The 18499-nt window shown below is 40.8% G+C and carries 20 protein-coding genes and 5 tRNA genes; 16 read left to right on the top strand and 9 right to left on the bottom strand.

Annotation, left to right across the window (positions count from 1 at the left end; genetic code table 11):
* Nucleotides 1–76 precede the first annotated feature (76 nt).
* The 5 genes from AC1DUW_RS03580 to AC1DUW_RS03560 all read left to right on the top strand — a co-directional run bounded on the left by AC1DUW_RS03580 (nucleotide 77) and on the right by AC1DUW_RS03560 (nucleotide 487).
* A tRNA-Gly gene (locus AC1DUW_RS03580) sits at nucleotides 77–150 on the top strand.
* Nucleotides 151–156: 6 nt separating this feature from the next.
* Nucleotides 157–233: transfer RNA gene (locus AC1DUW_RS03575), tRNA-Ile, on the top strand.
* A gap of 12 nt (nucleotides 234–245) precedes the next feature.
* Nucleotides 246–320: transfer RNA gene (locus AC1DUW_RS03570), tRNA-Asn, on the top strand.
* A gap of 1 nt (nucleotide 321) precedes the next feature.
* Nucleotides 322–412, top strand: a tRNA-Ser gene (locus tag AC1DUW_RS03565).
* A gap of 3 nt (nucleotides 413–415) precedes the next feature.
* Nucleotides 416–487 (top strand) — tRNA-Glu (locus AC1DUW_RS03560).
* A gap of 187 nt (nucleotides 488–674) precedes the next feature.
* Here AC1DUW_RS03560 and AC1DUW_RS03555 read toward each other — a convergent pair.
* Both AC1DUW_RS03555 and AC1DUW_RS03550 read right to left on the bottom strand, forming a co-directional pair.
* Complete coding sequence (locus tag AC1DUW_RS03555) at nucleotides 675–1214, bottom strand: TraR/DksA C4-type zinc finger protein (RefSeq protein WP_477642016.1); 540 nt, start codon at nucleotides 1212–1214, stop codon at nucleotides 675–677.
* Between the two features lie 206 nt (nucleotides 1215–1420).
* On the bottom strand, nucleotides 1421–2341 hold the full coding sequence (locus AC1DUW_RS03550; RefSeq protein WP_053347928.1) for a 1,4-dihydroxy-2-naphthoate polyprenyltransferase: 921 nt from the start codon (nucleotides 2339–2341) through the stop codon (nucleotides 1421–1423).
* Between the two features lie 298 nt (nucleotides 2342–2639).
* Between AC1DUW_RS03550 and AC1DUW_RS03545 the strand changes: the two genes are divergently transcribed.
* The 7 genes from AC1DUW_RS03545 (at nucleotide 2640) to AC1DUW_RS03515 (ending at nucleotide 10901) form a co-directional block, all read left to right on the top strand.
* Nucleotides 2640–4049: an isochorismate synthase gene (locus tag AC1DUW_RS03545; protein ID WP_477642013.1), complete on the top strand. Its 1410-nt coding sequence runs from the start codon at nucleotides 2640–2642 to the stop codon at nucleotides 4047–4049.
* Nucleotides 4042–5793, top strand: coding sequence for a 2-succinyl-5-enolpyruvyl-6-hydroxy-3-cyclohexene-1-carboxylic-acid synthase (gene menD / locus AC1DUW_RS03540; RefSeq protein ID WP_477642012.1), 1752 nt, complete (start codon nucleotides 4042–4044; stop codon nucleotides 5791–5793). The genes AC1DUW_RS03545 and menD overlap by 8 nt, the downstream gene beginning before the upstream one ends.
* Nucleotides 5790–6599, top strand: coding sequence for a 2-succinyl-6-hydroxy-2,4-cyclohexadiene-1-carboxylate synthase (gene menH, locus AC1DUW_RS03535; protein ID WP_053347925.1), 810 nt, complete (start codon nucleotides 5790–5792; stop codon nucleotides 6597–6599). Before menD ends, menH begins: the two co-directional genes overlap by 4 nt.
* A gap of 13 nt (nucleotides 6600–6612) precedes the next feature.
* Nucleotides 6613–7431 (top strand): 1,4-dihydroxy-2-naphthoyl-CoA synthase, encoded by an 819-nt coding sequence (gene menB, locus AC1DUW_RS03530; protein WP_053347924.1) that lies wholly within the window; start codon nucleotides 6613–6615, stop codon nucleotides 7429–7431.
* Between the two features lie 88 nt (nucleotides 7432–7519).
* Complete coding sequence (locus AC1DUW_RS03525; protein WP_477642011.1) at nucleotides 7520–9001, top strand: o-succinylbenzoate--CoA ligase; 1482 nt, start codon at nucleotides 7520–7522, stop codon at nucleotides 8999–9001.
* Nucleotides 8998–10101, top strand: coding sequence for an o-succinylbenzoate synthase (gene menC / locus AC1DUW_RS03520; RefSeq protein WP_053347922.1), 1104 nt, complete (start codon nucleotides 8998–9000; stop codon nucleotides 10099–10101). Before AC1DUW_RS03525 ends, menC begins: the two co-directional genes overlap by 4 nt.
* Nucleotides 10102–10754: 653 nt before the next feature.
* Nucleotides 10755–10901, top strand: coding sequence for a hypothetical protein (locus tag AC1DUW_RS03515; RefSeq protein ID WP_157443825.1), 147 nt, complete (start codon nucleotides 10755–10757; stop codon nucleotides 10899–10901).
* A gap of 51 nt (nucleotides 10902–10952) precedes the next feature.
* On the opposite strand, the gene AC1DUW_RS03510 is transcribed toward AC1DUW_RS03515, so the two are convergent.
* Together AC1DUW_RS03510 and AC1DUW_RS03505 are read right to left on the bottom strand one after the other, a co-directional pair.
* Nucleotides 10953–11648: a response regulator gene (locus AC1DUW_RS03510; protein WP_053347921.1), complete on the bottom strand. Its 696-nt coding sequence runs from the start codon at nucleotides 11646–11648 to the stop codon at nucleotides 10953–10955.
* The gene (locus AC1DUW_RS03505) at nucleotides 11641–13251 is read right to left on the bottom strand and encodes an ATP-binding protein (protein ID WP_477642010.1); all 1611 of its coding nucleotides are present in this window, start codon (nucleotides 13249–13251) and stop codon (nucleotides 11641–11643) included. The genes AC1DUW_RS03510 and AC1DUW_RS03505 overlap by 8 nt, the downstream gene beginning before the upstream one ends.
* Before the next feature lie 141 nt (nucleotides 13252–13392).
* On the opposite strand from AC1DUW_RS03505, the gene AC1DUW_RS03500 reads away from it, so the two are divergent.
* Entirely contained in the window at nucleotides 13393–14457 is a 1065-nt protein-coding gene (locus tag AC1DUW_RS03500) for a DctP family TRAP transporter solute-binding subunit (RefSeq protein ID WP_083450869.1), read from the top strand.
* Here AC1DUW_RS03500 and AC1DUW_RS03495 read toward each other — a convergent pair.
* From AC1DUW_RS03495 to yidD, 3 genes are all read right to left on the bottom strand, one after another.
* On the bottom strand, nucleotides 14446–14538 hold the full coding sequence (locus AC1DUW_RS03495) for a DUF1540 domain-containing protein (protein WP_083450868.1): 93 nt from the start codon (nucleotides 14536–14538) through the stop codon (nucleotides 14446–14448). The two genes, AC1DUW_RS03500 and AC1DUW_RS03495, sit on opposite strands and share 12 nt — an antisense overlap.
* Before the next feature lie 128 nt (nucleotides 14539–14666).
* Entirely contained in the window at nucleotides 14667–15614 is a 948-nt protein-coding gene (locus tag AC1DUW_RS03490; RefSeq protein ID WP_477642009.1) for a metal ABC transporter solute-binding protein, Zn/Mn family, read from the bottom strand.
* A 125-nt stretch (nucleotides 15615–15739) separates the two neighbouring features.
* Nucleotides 15740–15961, bottom strand: coding sequence for a membrane protein insertion efficiency factor YidD (gene yidD / locus AC1DUW_RS03485; protein WP_376103936.1), 222 nt, complete (start codon nucleotides 15959–15961; stop codon nucleotides 15740–15742).
* Nucleotides 15962–16172: 211 nt separating this feature from the next.
* Here yidD and AC1DUW_RS03480 point away from each other — a divergent pair, with 211 nt between their 5' ends.
* Nucleotides 16173–16646, top strand: coding sequence for an S-ribosylhomocysteine lyase (locus AC1DUW_RS03480; RefSeq protein WP_053347917.1), 474 nt, complete (start codon nucleotides 16173–16175; stop codon nucleotides 16644–16646).
* A 38-nt stretch (nucleotides 16647–16684) separates the two neighbouring features.
* On the opposite strand, the gene ytzI is transcribed toward AC1DUW_RS03480, so the two are convergent.
* The gene (gene ytzI / locus AC1DUW_RS03475) at nucleotides 16685–16840 is read right to left on the bottom strand and encodes a YtzI protein (protein WP_053347916.1); all 156 of its coding nucleotides are present in this window, start codon (nucleotides 16838–16840) and stop codon (nucleotides 16685–16687) included.
* Nucleotides 16841–16964: 124 nt separating this feature from the next.
* On the opposite strand from ytzI, the gene AC1DUW_RS03470 reads away from it, so the two are divergent.
* Complete coding sequence (locus AC1DUW_RS03470; protein WP_053347915.1) at nucleotides 16965–17405, top strand: Dps family protein; 441 nt, start codon at nucleotides 16965–16967, stop codon at nucleotides 17403–17405.
* A gap of 148 nt (nucleotides 17406–17553) precedes the next feature.
* Here the strand turns inward: AC1DUW_RS03470 and AC1DUW_RS03465 are convergent, their stop codons facing one another.
* A complete protein-coding gene (locus AC1DUW_RS03465) occupies nucleotides 17554–17820 on the bottom strand; it encodes a DUF6154 family protein (protein ID WP_376103862.1) in 267 nt (88 codons plus the stop codon).
* A 227-nt stretch (nucleotides 17821–18047) separates the two neighbouring features.
* On the opposite strand from AC1DUW_RS03465, the gene AC1DUW_RS03460 reads away from it, so the two are divergent.
* Nucleotides 18048–18398 (top strand): hypothetical protein, encoded by a 351-nt coding sequence (locus AC1DUW_RS03460; RefSeq protein ID WP_053347913.1) that lies wholly within the window; start codon nucleotides 18048–18050, stop codon nucleotides 18396–18398.
* The last annotated feature ends 101 nt before the right edge of the window (nucleotides 18399–18499 follow it).

Below are 18499 nucleotides of genomic sequence, written 5' to 3'. Positions count from 1 at the left end.
TTGTGGCGAAGTGGTTAACGCACCTGATTGTGGTTCAGGCATTCGTGGGTTCGATTCCCATCAGTCGCCCCATTTCGCGGGTGTAGTTTAGTGGTAAAACCTCAGCCTTCCAAGCTGATGATGAGGGTTCGATTCCCTTCACCCGCTCCAATTTATGGGCCTATAGCTCAGCTGGTTAGAGCGCACGCCTGATAAGCGTGAGGTCGATGGTTCGAGTCCATTTAGGCCCACCATATTCATATTGTTCCGCAGTAGCTCAGTGGTAGAGCATTCGGCTGTTAACCGAACGGTCGTAGGTTCGAGTCCTACCTGCGGAGCCATGGGGAAGTACTCAAGAGGCTGAAGAGGCGCCCCTGCTAAGGGTGTAGGTCGCGTRAGCGGCGCGAGGGTTCAAATCCCTCCTTCTCCGCCATTTGGCCCRTTGGTCAAGCGGTTAAGACACCGCCCTTTCACGGCGGTAACACGGGTTCGAATCCCGTAYGGGTCATAAAAAAGAAGCATACATTCTGTATGCTTCTTTTTTTATTTATTTCTCTTCATTGATATAACTATCTTTTTGTTTATAAGGAATGTCTCCAAGCTGAGATTCAACATTTTCTTCATCTAATGTATCTTCATAGTTCTTTTTCTTTTTATTCGGGATACCCCTTATTTTTTTCCTTCGATATCATTTGCTACAAATCCTTCATAGTCTTCAGGAAATCCATCGGTTTCATCTTCCGTTTTATAAAGATTATTATAGCTATCATGATCGCCCGTGTAATCCGCAGGCGTTTCAGATGTACCAAATTTGCTACTTCGCCAAAGCTATCTTCTTTATCTACTATTTCACTTCCATGACGGTTTTCAAATTTATTTCCCTTTGATGGAATCAGTACGTCTTCTTCAACTGGTCGATCTTGTGTAGTCGGTCGTTCTGGGGCGTGCTCGACACAGTAGAGAGTGGTTGGTATGGCTTCAAGCCGTTCAAAAGGGATTTCTGTATCACAGGTTTTACAATGGCCATAGAAGCCTGCTTCTATCGCATTCAATGCAATCTTCACTTTTTCCATTTCAGATTGTGCATGCTCATCTAGTGCCTGGTTTCTTTCCATTTCGAATAATTCGGTTCCAAGGTCAGCGGGATGATTGTCATAGGAGGATGTTTCTCCTACAGATGCTGTCTGACTTTTATTTAGAAGTGATTGTTCATCATTTTTGAGCCTATTATTCAGTTCTTCTTTTTCTATAAGTAGTTCTTTTTTTTAATGTTGCGTTTGTTGTTTGGTTGCCATGTTTATTTCACTCCTTCGAAAGTTTATATCTCATTTGAATAATGGTTGGATGAGTGTCTTATCCATTACCCGAATCGGAGGGGAGGGAAACAAATTGGATAGGAAGCAAAAAAGGACTGAGTCAAAATCGACTCAGTCCTTAGAGATTAAATAAGATAGCTGATGAATAACCCAATGGCCATAAGCAGACCGAAGAAGGTGTTCGTTTGGGCCGTGGCTTTCATCGCAGGGACCATCGTAATAGGTGAAGTTTTACCAACGAAGCCTTTGATAGCTGCCAAGGCTTTCGGAATGCTTAGGAAGGCAAGCAAAATCCATGATGTAACGCTTCCAGCTAGGACTAATCCTACTAGCCATAGGTAAGAGAAGGCAAACATAATCGCCATAAATGTTAAGGCATTTTTTCTGCCCATTACTACAGGCATCGTTTTTCGACCGTGTGCCTTATCTCCGTCATGGTCACGGAGGTTATTGGATAAATTGATTAACCCAACTAAAATTCCGCTTGGTATTGCAATTAAGATAGCTGTGGTAGAAACAAAACCAGTTTGAATGAAAAAGGCAATCAAGATTATCAGAAAGCCCATAAACAATCCAGAAAAAAGTTCTCCAAATGGTGTGTATGAAATAGGCAGTGGACCGCCAGTGTAAAGGTAGCCGACAAGCATACAGACCAGGCCTACCCCAGCAAGCCACCAAGATGATACAGCACAGATATAGATTCCAAGTATCAGTGCGATGACATACATACTAAGGGCTAAGGTCATGATGAGTTTTGGAGTCATGCCATGACGGACAATGCCACCACCTATGCCAACAGATTCTTCTGTATCCAAGCCTCTCTTGAAATCATAGTATTCATTGAATAAGTTCGTTGCAGCTTGAATCAGGATACTTGCAATCATCATGGCTGCAAATAGTAGCCAATTTACGCCATCTTCTAAAAGTGCAATCATAGTTCCAAGTAGGACTGGAACAAAAGCTGCGGTAAGTGTATGTGGACGAATTAACTCCCACCAAATTTTCCAGGTTCGTTTAAGGGGAAGGTCGTCGTATTCTGTTTGCATTATTTCTCTCCTCAAAATCATTATTAGTTCCCTTGAAATTATATCAAATATTGAAATTGTTCACAAAAGGTTATCCTATTTAGTGTAGGAAAAGTGGTGGGAAGTGTCAATTGAATTTCATAGACGATCACTTCCAATATCAAGGATATTCTACTTCATTCACTAAGAATCATATAATAAGGAAAAAAGCAGTCATGAATCGTTCGATAAAGGGGCGTTTTATTGACATTGGGTTGAAGAGAGGTGTATCTTTAAATAGGTTAAAAAGCTTTTAAAATGTACATTTGGGGGGATTTTTTTGGCTATCTCAGAAGAAACTGAACAGTTTCAGGGACTGGCTTCAGCTATACAAAAGGCAAAGGACTTGAATGGTCAAGTTCTATTCAGTCATATTAAGAAAATAAATTGCAACAACCCCCTTTCATTTTATCAAGCTGGAAGAGAACGGTATGCGGGTGAACGCTTTTTCTGGGAGGACCCTGCAAAAGATATAACCATTACTGGTTTAGGCAACGTTAAGAAACTCCAAGCGGCATCAAATGCCGACCGTTATAGAGAAGTCGAAATGAGCTGGATCAAACTGCAGAATACTGCTGTCAAAACAGGAGTGACCGATATAGAAGCAACTGGTCCTTTACTCTTTGGTGGCTTTTCTTTTGATTATGAAACTAACAGTACGCTCCTTTGGAATCAATTCGGGGACAATCTGTTTTATATACCTGCCTTCATGCTATCGCTAGTGGGGGAACAAGCTTACTTAACGACAAACCTACTTTGTTCACCGGATGATTCAGAAAAACTCTTCATAGATATGATAAATGAACGGGAATCTTTCCTTATCGAAAGCTTGAATGGCACCGAACTGCGTGCCAATACTCTTGTTAAGCAGAAGGAAGTCAAACCTAAGGAATGGAAGCAGACGGTTGCAGAGGCTGTTGAGGAAATCAAGACAACAGATCTCGACAAGATTGTTTTGGCAAGGGAGCTGCGCCTTGTGTTTGAGCGTTCCATTGATTCAGAGAAAGTACTCGAGCAATTGATTGCTGAGCAGCCATTAAGCTATATTTTTAGTTTGGAAGCGGGCGGTGACTGTTTCGTGGGTGCAACTCCTGAGCGTTTGATAAAGAAGCAGGGTAATGAAGTCTTTTCTACCTGTCTCGCAGGATCGATGGGACGGGGGAAAACTGAAGAAGAGGATGCTTGTCTTGGTGATGAACTGCTTCATGACCAAAAGAATTTACAAGAGCATCAATACGTCGTTTCGATGATATCAAATGCGTTTGAGGCGGTATGTGAAAAGGTAATAGTTCCGACAGAACCGAAATTGATGAAAAACCGTCATATTCAGCATTTGTATACACCGGTCCGTGGAATTTGCAATGAGGGTGTCACGATTTTTGAATTTGTAGAAAATCTGCATCCAACACCTGCAATGGGCGGGCTTCCGAAAGAAGAAGCTGTCGCCCGTATTCGGGAAATAGAAGGTCTTGAACGCGGATTTTATGCGGGGCCATTAGGCTGGGTGGATGCCTATGGGAACGGGGAATTTGCAGTTGGGATTCGTTCCGCCCTACTACAGGATAATGAGGCATCGCTTTTTGCAGGATGCGGCGTAGTGGAAGATTCGACACCTGAAAGTGAATTCCAAGAAACGGGGATTAAATTCAATCCAATGCTAAGTGCTTTAGGAGGAAATCTTAATGAATGACCGAGATGCATTGACAGCGTATGCTGCTTCATTTGTCGATGAGCTTGCACAAAATAAGATGAAGCATGTGGTGGTAAGTCCAGGTTCACGATCCACACCGCTCGCTTTGCTGCTGGTAGAACATCCTGATATCGAAGTTCATATTAATGTGGATGAGCGTTCGGCTGCTTTTTTTGCCCTTGGTTTGGCTAAGGCATTAAAAGAACCTGTCGGACTTCTTTGTACGTCTGGTACAGCTGCTGCTAACTTTTACCCAGCTGTCATTGAGGCTTACTATTCAAGGGTGCCACTGATCGTGCTGACAGCTGATCGTCCGCATGAGTTGCGTGATGTCGGGGCTCCACAGGCCATTGATCAAATTCATCTGTACGGAAGGCAAGTGAAGTGGTTTGTCGAATTGGCTCTTCCGGAAAGTACCGATGAAATGATGCGATATGCGAGAACAATCGGTGCAAGGGCAGTATCGACAGCGGCAACTGAGCCAGCTGGACCCGTACATTTGAACTTCCCGCTTCGTGAACCACTTATTCCAAATCTGGAACAAGCTAAAGAATATAGGCAAAATAAAATGACACCGGCTGTGATGATTGAAAATGGTGCACTATCACTGTCTGATTCACATATAGAGGCGCTGGCAGCTACGTTATCACAAGCGAAACAAGGAATAATCGTGTGTGGAGAATTACGGCATCCAAAGATAAAGGAAGCAATTGTAGCTTTAGCTGAGAAGCTTGCTTTCCCGATACTAGCTGACCCTCTTTCGCAGCTAAGAAGTGGCAAACACGATAAAGACGGTATTATTGATACCTACGATACATTCCTACGTGATGAAGCGGCCAAGGAAGCTTTCCGGCCGGATGTAGTGTTGCGTTTCGGTTCTATGCCGGTATCTAAACCTTTATTGTTATTCATGAAAAAACAAAAACAGGCAATTACTTTGGTCATTGATGGCGGAGCAGGGTGGCGCGAACCAGCAGGACTGGCAACCAACATGATTTACTGCGAAGAAAAAGAGTTTTGCCAACGTGTATGTGAAAAAATTCCGAAAGCTACTGAGAAAAACTGGCTTGGTTTGTGGAAAACTGTCAATGGAGCGACGAAAAATGCCTTATCTTCCATCCGTGATGAAGTGGAGTTAAGTGAAGGAAAGCTGTTCTCGCTGCTACAGGATATGATGCCAATAGAATCGACATTATTTGTTGGCAATAGTATGCCAATACGGGATCTGGATACATTCTTTTTGAGTAATGAAAAAGGAATCAAAACCTTTGCAAATCGGGGAGCGAACGGAATTGATGGTGTTGTTTCTACCGCGCTTGGCGTAAGCACCGTTTCAGAAAATACAGTACTCGCAATCGGAGATTTAAGCTTTTTCCATGATATGAACGGATTGCTTGCGGCTAAGCTGCAAAAGCAAAATATCACGATTTTGCTGATTAATAATGACGGCGGCGGTATTTTCTCTTTCCTTCCACAGGCAAATGATAGGGAACACTTCGAAACGTTATTCGGCACTCCCCACGGGCTTGATTTTTCCCATACGGCCCAGCTTTACGGCGGGAAATACAGCAAGGTGCAAAATTGGGATGAACTGAAGCAGGTATTTACAGAGTCGTTTGAAATCCAAGGCTTGAAAATAATCGAAGTACCTACCGAAAGGGAGTCCAATTTGCAAAAGCATCGAAATTTGTGGAATTTTGTTTCCCAGGAAATAAAAGTGGTATTAGATAGGGAAATATCATGAAAATTGTCTGCAGAGATGTCACTTATTCTGTTGAAATAGCGGGAAATGGAGAACCTCTTGTACTTTTGCATGGATTTACGGGAAATCGAGATACATGGGAATTTCTCATCCCGCTTTTGCGTGAAAGATATACCTTGATCATGGTCGATATTATCGGACATGGAGGGACTGCATCACCAGTCGATTATCGTCGGTATGAGATGAAGCAAGTGACTGAGGACCTTAAGCATATTTTGGATGAGTTAAATTTCCCAAAAACCCATATCCTTGGATATTCAATGGGAGGGAGGCTTGCTTTGGGCTTTGCCTGTTTGTATCCTGAGTATGTAAAGACATTGATGTTAGAAAGCGCTTCACCTGGCCTTTTAACAGAAGAAGAGCGGGAAATCCGCAGAAGTAATGATAAGAAGCTTGCCGGAAAGATTCTTGAAAACGGCATCGAGGCGTTTGTCGATCAGTGGGAAAACATCCCGCTGTTTGAAAGTCAGAAAAGGTTATCATCTAAAACCCAGGCGGCGATTCGACAGCAGCGTTTGGAAAATAATCCTTCAGGCCTTTCCAGTAGCCTTTTAGGAATGGGAACCGGCAGTCAGGCTTCATATTGGGAAGAACTAGAATTTCTTGATTTTCCAGTGCTTCTTGTTACTGGTGAACTCGATCCCAAGTTTTGTCTGATTGCGGAGTCGATGCAAAAAATGCTGAAACAGGCTGAATGGAAAATAATTAATGATGCCGGACATGCGATTCATGTGGAAGATGGAGAAAAGTTTGGTAAAATAATAAGTGAGTTTTTAATGCGAAATTAAAGGAGGATTTTAAATGACAATACAATGGGAAACAATACGTGAGTATGATGAAATTCTATATGAAAAATATAATGGGATTGCGAAAGTGTCTATCAACCGTCCACATGTACATAATGCATTCACGCCAAAAACGACTGCTGAGATGATTGATGCATTCGCAAGAGCGCGTGATGATTCTAGCATTGGAGTTATTATTTTAACCGGTGTAGGCGGCAAAGCATTCTGTTCAGGCGGAGACCAAAAAGTACGCGGAAACGGTGGATATGTCGGCGAAGATAATATTCCGCGTCTAAACGTACTTGATTTGCAACGTTTGATCCGTGTGATTCCGAAACCAGTTGTAGCTATGGTTGCAGGTTATGCGATTGGTGGCGGTAATGTATTGAATGTGGTATGTGACTTAACAATTGCCGCTGACAATGCAGTCTTTGGACAAACTGGGCCAAACGTAGGAAGCTTTGATGCTGGTTATGGTTCAGGTTATTTAGCACGTATCGTTGGTCATAAGAAAGCACGTGAAATTTGGTACCTATGTCGTCAATACAATGCTCAAGAAGCATTGGATATGGGACTAGTTAACACGGTTGTTCCTTTAGACCAATTAGAAGCAGAAACAGTTAAATGGTGTGAAGAAATGCTTGAGAAGAGCCCAACTGCACTTCGTTTCTTAAAAGCAGCGATGAATGCGGATACAGATGGTCTTGCAGGTCTTCAACAATTGGCTGGCGATGCTACACTTTTATACTATACAACAGAAGAAGCAAAAGAAGGCCGCGATGCGTTCAAAGAAAAACGCAATCCGGACTTCGGACAATTCCCTCGTTTCCCTTAATGAGACGCGTGAATCGATGAGACAAACAGCTTGGCGGATAATCGCCGGGCTGTTTTCTATATCTAAATGTATGGGAGGGTAAGCAACGATGGCAGAAGAAAAGTTGCCGAACTGGCTGAAAAACCGGGCACATCTATCACCGGATCGTCCGGCGATTGAATTTGAAGGGCGTACGTATACCTTTCTTGAACTACATACTCTAACCGGGAAAATGGCCGGTAAGCTAGCGAACAAAGGTGTGAAGGTTGGCGAATCATGCGCGGTTTTGCTCCGGAATCATATAGATAGTGTCGTCGTGATTCATGCGCTCTTTTATCTGGGTGTGAAGATCGTGATGCTGAATAATAAGTTAACGGCAAAAGAACTGTCCTGGCAGATCGAGGATAGTGAGGCAGTACGTCTGATATCGGAGGATTCCTTCTCTGAAAAACTCTCCGATATTCGTGACATTCTCACGGATTTCCAGGTTCTTTTAAAGGAAGAATTACCCGAAAAAGGCACGACAGAATTTCTCCATGAGTTTAATCTTGAAGATATAGCTACGATTATGTATACATCGGGTACAACGGGTAATCCAAAGGGTGTAATACAAACATTCGGCAACCACTGGTGGAGTGCGGTTGGTTCTATGTTGAATCTTGGATTGAGGGAAGAAGATTCATGGTATTGTGCGGTCCCGATTTTTCATATTAGCGGCCTGTCTATTTTGATGAAAAGTGTAATTTATGGTATGAAGGTCGTGCTGGTAGAGAAGTTTGATGAACGAGAAGCGAACCGGGGCATTCAGGAAAATGGCGTGACGATTATTTCGGTCGTGACGACGATGCTGAACCGAATGTTGCATGATTTAGGAAAGACAAGCTATCCAGAAACCTTCCGCTGTATGCTATTAGGCGGCGGCCCGGCACCGGTTCATTTGCTTGAAGTATGTAAGGGAAAAGGGATTCCTGTCTATCAGACGTATGGGATGACTGAAACATCTTCGCAGATTGTAACACTTGCACCGGAATATAGCATGACAAAAATCGGGTCGGCGGGGAAACCTTTGTTTCCTTCGCAGTTACGGATAGTTAAGGACGGTAAGACCTGTGAACCTGGTGTAGCGGGTGAAATTGTTGTTTCAGGTCCGAATGTGACGAAAGGTTATTTCAAACGATTGGATGCGACACAGCAAGCGATTACGGAGGGATGGCTTTATACTGGGGATCTTGGTTATCTTGATGAAGAAGGCTTTTTGTATGTGCTTGACCGACGCTCCGATTTAATCATCTCCGGTGGCGAAAATGTCTATCCGGCTGAAATTGAAAATGTTCTAAGTAAGCACCCGGCTGTTTTCGAGGCGGGAGTTACGGGAACAGACGATGAAAAATGGGGACAGGTACCACTCGCATTTGTCGTCTTACATCAAGGTGCAGAGTTGAAAGAGACCGAGCTTTTGAATTATTGCGGGGACTCCTTGGCTACTTATAAAATTCCCCGGAATGTTATTTTTTGTGAGGAGCTTCCCAGGAATGGTGCGAGTAAACTGCTGCGAAGGGAATTGAAGAAGAGAGTGGGGAAACAACGATGAAGTTATCCTCCATCTCATTACGGCTCATTACGGCCCCTTTAAAGCAACCGTTTAAGACCCACCTCGAGATGGTAAGCGAACGCGAAGTGATTGTTGTCGAAGCCAAAGATCAAGATGGGCTAATCGGATACGGTGAAGCGGTGCCATTTACAAGTCCTTGGTACACCGAGGAAACGGTTAAAACCTGCTTTCATATGTTGGAGGATTTCTTAATTCCGTTGACATTGGCTGGTCAGTTTAAGCACCCTAATGAACTGCCAAGCTTATGGAGTGGAATAAGAAGGAATGCGATGGCGAAGTCAGCTCTAGATCAGGCGATTTGGGATTTATATGCGAAGCAGAAGGGATTCTACCTCGGACAGTTGTTTGGAGGGGAACGGAGCGAAGTTGCGGCTGGTGTTGTCGTTGCATCGGATAATATCGGTGATGCGATGCGTCAGATTGACGATTTTTCCGCATTCGGGTATCAGCGGTATAAAATAAAAATCAATCCTAAAAATGACTTGGAGTTTCTATCAGAAATTCGGCGCACCTATCCAGATATCCCGTTAATGGCGGATGCCAATTCGGCGTACAAGCTTGAAGACACTTCGCACTTGCAAAAGCTTGATGCGTTCAAGTTGATGATGATTGAGCAACCACTAGGGCATGACGACATAGTCGAACATTCTGTTTTGCAAAAGCAGCTGCAGACGCCAATTTGTCTTGATGAAAGCATCAATTCCTATCATGATGCGAAAAATGCACTTTTACTCGAGAGCTGCGGGGTCATTACAATTAAGATGGCCAAAGTAGGTGGCTGGTCGGAAGCGGTCAAAATCCATGATCTATGCGTTGAAAAAAACGTGCCCGTTTGGTGCGGAGGCATGATTGAATTTGGCATATCCCGGGCTCATAATATCGCGCTAGCCACATTAAAAGGCTTTACAATTCCGGGGGACATATCGTCATCGTCCCGCTATTGGGAAGAGGATATTATTGAACCGGAAGTTATCGTTGAAAGTGGCGTCATTCAGGTTCCGGAAAAAGCAGGAATCGGTTTTGCCATAAATGAAAAGCGACTAAATGAATTGACGACCTATAGTAAGCTGTACCGGTAAAACGACAAAGAGGTGCAACTCGCACCTCCTCTTTTGAATGTACTTTTTTATTCGTAAAGCCATCGTCATTAATATTCCTTAGGCTGTTTGGATAACAAGTGAGGAGCTAGATGCATATGAAGATAGGAAATAGAATGAAGGGAGACGCGTGAATAAATTTGTTCCGCTTTCTACTGTCTAATAATGCATTTCTAGCACTTGTCTTAGTGAACCCAAATGCTTTTTCTTCTATATTCATACCGCGAAAGATAGGGTTGTATCTTGTGAAGCCAATTATAATATAACCTGAATAATTTGATTGTTCGTAATGATTAATATGTCCAACATAATCATCATTTCCCCCGCAAATTGTATTTCCATCCGTCTGAATGATTCCTGTGTGTTAGTAACAAATAAAACAATCTTGGATTAAAATCCACCCCTTAATAAACTTTTTTAATAGTATGATACAAATGGATTTTTACCCTATCCATCTTATTCCTTTAAATAAAACGACTCATAAAACAGATACGGTTTTCAAAAATAAGTAATTCCTAATTCTCCAAAAGTCATATTTTTTTCGAAAAATGGGGCTTTGTCTATTTTTCCTTTTATGGATTATTTTGTATAATAGAGAAAAGTGAAACAACTAAGGAATAGGGAGGGGAGAGTATATGAAAAAGCCATACCTTATTGCAGAAATTCTATTAAGAAGAGGTGTTCCGGATTTTGTCATTAAAGAAGTTACAGCATTGGCTGAGTGTGAATTGTTTCTCTTGAAGAGAAAGTGGGGCATATATAACAGAACAACAGGAGCGTAGGTTAAGAAGCTAAAAGGGAACCGCTATGGTTCTAGTAGGTCCCCATATGTTCTAAGATTTTTTTAGACGGTATCGATTGACTGGACGGCCTATGCTGCCGTACTGGACATCAAGCTGAAGAACGTCTTCGCCGTGTAAGTATTCTAGATAGCGACGGGCTGTTACTCTGGCAATTCCAATTCCATCGGCAACTTCCTCCGCAGATAAAGATCCAGGCTGAGTTTTTATGAATTTTGTGACCTGCTCAAGGGTCGCACCATTTAACCCTTTAGGAACATCGTATTTCGGACTCGTTTCAGGAGATGTTTTATTTTGAAAGAGAATTCGGTCGAGTTGATTTTGAGAAATCTGATGGTCGGGCTCAACTTCCATACGAAAAGCATAATATTGCTCAAGTGTATGTTTTAGTCTCTCGAATTTAAATGGTTTAATTAAATAGTCAAAAGCCCCGTTTTGTATCATTTTTCGGATGGTTTTTTGGTCATTAGCTGCCGAAATGATGATGACATCCACATCAATTTGTTCTTTTCTTATTTGATAGAGTGTATCTACCCCGTTTAAAGAAGGCATGAAGATGTCCAAAATGACAAGATCCGGTTTAGATTGCCTGATTTTTTCAAGACCTTCAAGTCCATTGGAAGCTGTATCAAAGACTTTAAATGCTTGTAGCCGCTCAATGAACTGCTTATTTACCTCTTGGACCATTGGGTCGTCTTCAATTAAAAGTACGCGAATTTGGTTAGTCATTTTGGTTCTCCTCTATATCATGCATGGGAAAAGAAAGAAAAAAGCTTGTTCCTTCATTAGGACGTGTTGTAAAACTCATTTCGCCATTCGCTTTTTTTACAATTTGGTCTATAAGATAGAGACCAATTCCTGATCCTTCCGCACCTTTTGTTGTAAAACCATACTCAAATATATCTTTGTGAATCTCCTCGGGGATACCGGACCCATTATCTTCAAGTACAATTTGGCAATGCTGTTCATCCTGATAGATGGATAGGTAGACTTGCTTTGGTTCTTCTGATAAATGTTTGAAGGCTGCAAAGGAATTTTCTATCAAGTTCCCGATAATCAATACGAAATCATGATGATCTATATCATTTGGAAAGCGGTCCAGTTTCGTATGTTTATCCATGATGAGTTCGATTCCAAGTTCCCGCCCTAAGGAGATTTTACTTAATAGTAGCCCCACTAAATTATCATCGTGAATGTGCTTCGTTAAAAACCTGGTCAATTCCTCTTGCTCTTCTGTAATTTGAAAAATGTACTGTAGTGCATCATCTAAATTCCCAAGTTGAATCAATCCTGCTATCGTATGAAGTTTATTCATATGTTCATGGTTTTGAACACGCAGGGCTTCAACGAATGCTTTGACACTCGTCAATTCTTCAGCAAGCTTTGCTACATCGGTACGATCCTGAAAGATTGCCACAGCTCCGATGGTTTTATCGGCTATTTTAATAGGTACCCGGTTGCTTAGAAGGTTTCTGTTTTGAACCGAAATTTCCTGATTGAAGATAGGAGATGTCCGGTCTAGCACTTCTGGCAGGCGGGTATCACTAATAATGTCATTGATATTCTTGCCAATCACCGCGCCACTGATATTTAGCATTTGCTTTGCCTTTTCATTAAAAATTGTGATGGTTTGATTATTATCTATTGCAATGACACCTTCATGCATCGCATTAAAGGCAGCGGTCCTTTCGACTAACATTCTTGAAATTTCATGAGGCTCAAGTTGAAAGGTTTCTTTTTTTATCCGTCTGGCCATGAGCCAGGAGCCGCATACGCCGAACAGCAGTGTAAGTAATAGAATAATCGCGATTTGGCCTTTCAAGTCCATGATTAATTCGGGAATTGTCGGTAATATGTTTCCGACGAGAACGACACCGATTTGTTCATTCTCCTTATCAAGGATCGGGACAAATGCACGGACTGAAATTCCAAGTTCGCCAGAAGCCTTTGATAGATATTCATGTTCAGCAAAAGCAGCGCTTTCGTCGTTGCTTTTTGATTGTGTTCCCAATTGGCTGAAAACCGGGTGGGAATAGCGAATATGTTGATTGTTCAGCACAACTATATAATCAGCTTGATGAATTTTTCTTAAGTTTTCAATCATAGGGTTTAGTTTTGTCCAACCTTCTGATTCACGGACTAATTTTTGTACTTCAGGTAGTTCGGCAATGGTATGGGCTGTAATCATGGAGCGTTTGCCAATTTCATCCTCCCTGATTGAAACGATGTTTCCAAATATAAAAATCCCGCCTATTAGAATCGAAAAAGCTACGATTACGAATGATAGCAGGGTAATCTTCAATTGAATCGGCATATGAAAGGATTTATCCATTATTTTTCCTCCATTACTTCTATACTTAATAGTAACAGAATTTCTAACACTTTTCGCTATTTTTCGCGCATTGTATTACGACAGGAAAAAGGCTGTGATAGAATAGATATACTGTGAAGCGAGCGGTAAGGAGATGTCAATATGCGTGCTTTTTGGGGGTACTTTGTTTTAATTGGAATAGGGTTGCTGATTGCGGTATATATTTCATTTCAATCGTTCTTTTCTAGCTCCAATTTTGATCTGCCTAAGGATGAAGAGCAGGTAGGAATGGAAGATCAAATTGTAATTAAGTTCAGCCATGTAGTCGCTGAAAATACGCCTAAAGGGCTAGCAGCGAACCGATTTGCAGAACTTGTTGATGAATATACCGATCACCGTGTCAAAATTGAAGTCTACCCTAATCAATCTTTATATAGTGATCATGAAGAAATCAATGCTTTACACGAAAATAAGGTGCAGATGATTGCTCCGACCACTTCTAAAATTACAAGCATATCGAAAAAGTGGATGCTCTTGGACCTGCCCTATGTCTTTCCAACGGATGCCGCCTTACAGGAAGCATTGAATGGAGAAGTGGGAGATGAGCTACTAGATCAGTTAAATACGATAGATATAGAAGGGCTAGCATTCTGGTCGAATAACTTCAAGCAAATTACAAGCAATAAGCCAATTCGCCATCCAGAAGATTTTGTAGGGAAGAACTTCCGGATTATGCCAAGTACGGTGATTGAAAGCCAATTTCAGCATTTTGGGGCCACAACATCTAAGCTGGAATTTAATGATACGTTCAAAAGCCTGGAAATCAATAAAACGGACAGCCAGGAAAATACGATTTCGAATATCTATTCCAAAAAACTATACGAAGTTCAAAAATATTTAACTATCAGTAATCACGGGTATTTAGGCTATGTTGTCATGATGAATAAGCCGTTTTGGGACAAGCTTCCGGTGGACATTCAGCAACAAATTCAGCGGGCAATGGACGACACAACGAATTGGCTATGGATCAAGTCGAATGAAATGAATCAAGCTCAGCTTCGAGAAATTGAGAAAAAATCCAATATCGACATATACACATTATCTGATAAAGAAAAAAAAGAGTGGATGGATAAAATGACGGTCATCTATCCGGAATTCGAGTCTACAATTGGGACGAAACTGATGGAAAAAATGGAAAGAATTCGTGAGAAACACCTAGAGAAATAGAAGAACCGGATCGGCAGCACAGCGATTGCCATGTTTCCAGAAGGAACAGGTGTCAACGGAACACTTTACATCTTGAGCCATGTACCTCCTTATATTTTACAGTTTGATGGTGGTACTAATATAGCTCGAGACAAAGAAAGAAACATTAAACTATAAAAATGGCAATAGCAAAGAAGAGGCGGACCCATTTGAGTCTGCCTCTTCTTTGTCTATTGCAACGCAGTTTGTAGCGTCTTGATATTTTTTTCCATTAAACTGAAGTAATCTTCACCGGCTTCGATATCTTTATCTGTCAAGACGGAAAGGTTATGAAGCTCAAGTGATTTCGCACCCATTTCCTTTTGAATGATCTCAGTCAGCTTAGAACTGATATTTTGCTCAAAGATGACGTAGTGAAGATTTTCTTTGTCGGCCATTGTTACGATCTTCCCTAGTTCTTTTTGAGAAGGCTCGTTTGAAGACGTAAGGCCGGTGACGCCAATTTGTTCAAGTCCGTATCGTTCTTCCCAATAACCATATGCGGAATGAGAAACGATAATCTTATTGGTACGACCCGATTCAACTGTCGTAGAGAATTTTTCATCAAGAGCTTTAAGTTTTTTAGAAAGTTCGTTGAATCTGCTGTCGAAGTAGCCTTTTTGTTCAGGCATTTGCTTCGTTAATTCGTCCTTAATGCTTTTTGCCATTTCAATGGAATAGATGGGATCTAGCCACAAATGGGGATTAACGCCACCATGATCATGGCCGTCTTCTAAATGCGCATGTTCGTTTTCGTGTGCATGCTCATCTGCATCTAAATGAACCGTTTCACCTACAGCGACTGTAGTGACGCCTTCTTTGCTTAAAATCGGTTCTGCTTTTGTGACAAAGCCTTCAAGATTATAACCAATATAGAAAAATAGGTCTGATTCAGCCATTTTCACAATATCTTTTTGAGAGGGATCAAATGAATGCTCATCAGTACCTGGTGGATAAACAGTTTCGGCGTTTACGTACTCTCCACCAATTGCTTCTGTGAAGTATTGCAAAGGATAAACGGTAGTGTACACGTTTAAAATGTCTTTATCAGTATCAGTAGTTTCTCCCTTTGAATTGCCACAGCCTGAAAGAAATAGCGCTGTAACCAGAAAARGGGAGAGAAGTACACTTTTTTTCATATAAAACTCTCCTTTTAAGATAATTCGTATTGATTACGATTTGAGATCTATGATTTAAAAACGAAATGATTACGATTTGACTTCTGTATAATACAAAAGATTACACAAGAAAGCAAGGTTTTTTTCTAGTGATCTTCACCTTTTTTCTTTTTTTCGGGAACGAGGTCAATACCGCCTGGATGAAAAGGATGGCATTTAAGAATCCTGACGATGGCTAACCAGCTTCCTTTTATCGGTCCGAATCGACTTATCGCTTCTAAACCGTAATGGGAACAAGTTGGGTAAAAACGGCAGGTAGGCGGTTTTAATGGTGAAATCACAACTTGGTAAATACGGATTATTCCCATTAATATTTTTTTCAGCAAGACGTTTTCATCTCTTTTCGAGTAAAATTCAATACCGTTAATTATAGCATATTTTTTTTGTTTCCAATAAGGTTAATAAAGGAACAAGCGCAAGGATAAATCCGATTAAAATAATAGGAATTAATTTTAAAGGGTGAAATATATTGTAATTCAAGGTAAAATAGAAATGACATACAATTAAGGAGTGAATTAAATGCCTTCAGTCGAAAGCTTTGAATTAGATCATAACGCTGTTAAAGCCCCATATGTTAGACATTGCGGTGTCCATAAGGTTGGAACAGATGGTGTTGTTAATAAATTTGATATCCGTTTTTGTCAGCCGAATAAACAAGCGATGAAGCCGGATACAATCCACACATTAGAACATTTGCTAGCTTTTAATATCCGTAAGCATTCTGAGCGGTTCGATCATTTTGATATTATCGATATATCACCTATGGGATGTCAAACAGGGTATTACCTTGTGGTAAGCGGCGAGCCGACAGTGACGGAAATCATCGATGTTCTTGAAGATACATTCAAGGATGCTGTAGAAATTACAGAAATTCCAGCTGCAAACGAAAAACAATGCGGCCAAGCGAAGTTGCATGATCTTGAAGGAGCTAAGAAATTAATGAATTTCTGGCTTGCACAAGATAAAGAAGATCTTCATAAAGTTTTCGGTTAATAAAAAAAGTTCCTGTCCATTTGTGACAGGAACTTTTTTTATTTTTCGGGTTCTTCTTTTTTCCCCTTATCCTCAGGTAAAGGATCGACCGGATCCACTGTATGCTTGTAACTGTAGCCTTTTCCAATTGTTAGGACCGATAAGGCCAATACAATCAGAATCACAATAATGGAGATAACTAAAACCGTAATCATACTTTACAGCTCCTAACGTTCACAATTTAGATTCATTTTAGCATAAGAACCGAGTCAGATAATGTTTCAATTTTCGAATAGAGGGAAATATAAGGGTATAACCAACTTACGGAGGTAGATATTTATGGCTCAGAAAAAATTAGGAACTTTAGTGAATAAGGAAATTGCAAACTTCAGTGTTCTTTATACGAAAATTCATAATTACCACTGGTTCGTGAATGGACCGCACTTCTTTGAACTTCACCAAAAATTGGAAGAATTATATAAAGAAGTGACATCCAACTATGACGAATTGGCTGAAAGACTATTGGCCATTGGTGAAAAGCCGGTTGCTACGCTTAAAGAATATTTGGAATTGACTACTATTGAAGAAGCAACAGGGAACGAAAATACAGAAGATATGGTGCAAAGTGTCATCAGCGATTTCGAGAAGCTTTCCGAAGAGTTCCTAGAAATTATCGCAGTTGCTGAAGAAGAAGATCCGGTTACAGCTGATATGCTGACAGGCATGAAGAAAAGCTTAAACAAACATTCATGGATGCTGCGTGCGTATTTAGGACATTAAGATCTTTTTGAAAAGCTCTACTTCGGTAGGGCTTTTTTTTAATATATTTGTACGATAGAAAGAGGTTCTGTGTCTATTTCACCAATAACTTTCCTAAAGCGGAAAGAAAAAAGGCATCCCATAAAGAGGGATACCTGAATGGTATGTATTAATGAATATTCCGAGGTGGAAAATGTGTAGGTTTCGTATCGTTCATGCTGTTTTGAGCGAACTTCCCTTTTAACGTTTCAATAATGTAAAGGCCCATTAGATTGGTTAGTTCTTGATCATCCATCTCTTGAAGCAATTCGAAAATTTCCTTCCTGTCCAGTTGTTCCAGAACCGCAAAAGTAAGCATATCAATGTCTTCTTCATCACCGGTCAACTTATTACGGTACATATTGTATAATTCTTCAATTAACTTCAAAACTTTCACCTCACATTTTTTAGAAATCCGTTATCTCTTTATATGTAGGTTATCAAAAAAACCTCTGGGTGCATATAAAAATTTGTAGGGATGCTTGCCTATATTATATGTTTTACCCTATGAAAGATACTTTAATCTATTATTTAACATCTTTGGTTTTCTGTAAACAAAATTTTCCATTGTATGAAGTGGAGAGTTACGTGAAAAAATAAGCGTAGGATTTATGGAAAGGGTGGATGAATGTGTCTGAAAATAGGAAAACGTATTACATTTGGATTCCGAATGGGCAAATTTCACAAGATAGGGAAGGTTCTCCGTGGAATTTTGAAATCGAAGCAACCGACAACGAAATCCTGCAGTTGCGTGAGTTATTTGATTACAATTATTCAGTAGGGGAAGAAAACTTTTATCGCGCCCACGTCCCGTATCTTCAATATCATTTTGACCGGGAAAATGATAAACAGGATATCACGCTTCAAAAGATATACGAAATGATTCATAAACTTGGAACTGAAGAAGGAAAGCGGCATATAGAGAGTATGGGAATTTTACAGGCAAAACGAACAGATGATGGCCTCGAATATTGAGAGGCCATCGTTTTTTTCAATGTGAAGAGAATTCTCGCTGGATAGCGGGATTTTTATTCCATATAATGAATGGTGACTCCAATAAAATGAAATAGTTTTTC

This window comes from Peribacillus sp. P4_C12, from assembly GCF_056402095.1.
This window is presented reverse-complemented; position numbering and strand designations above follow the sequence as displayed.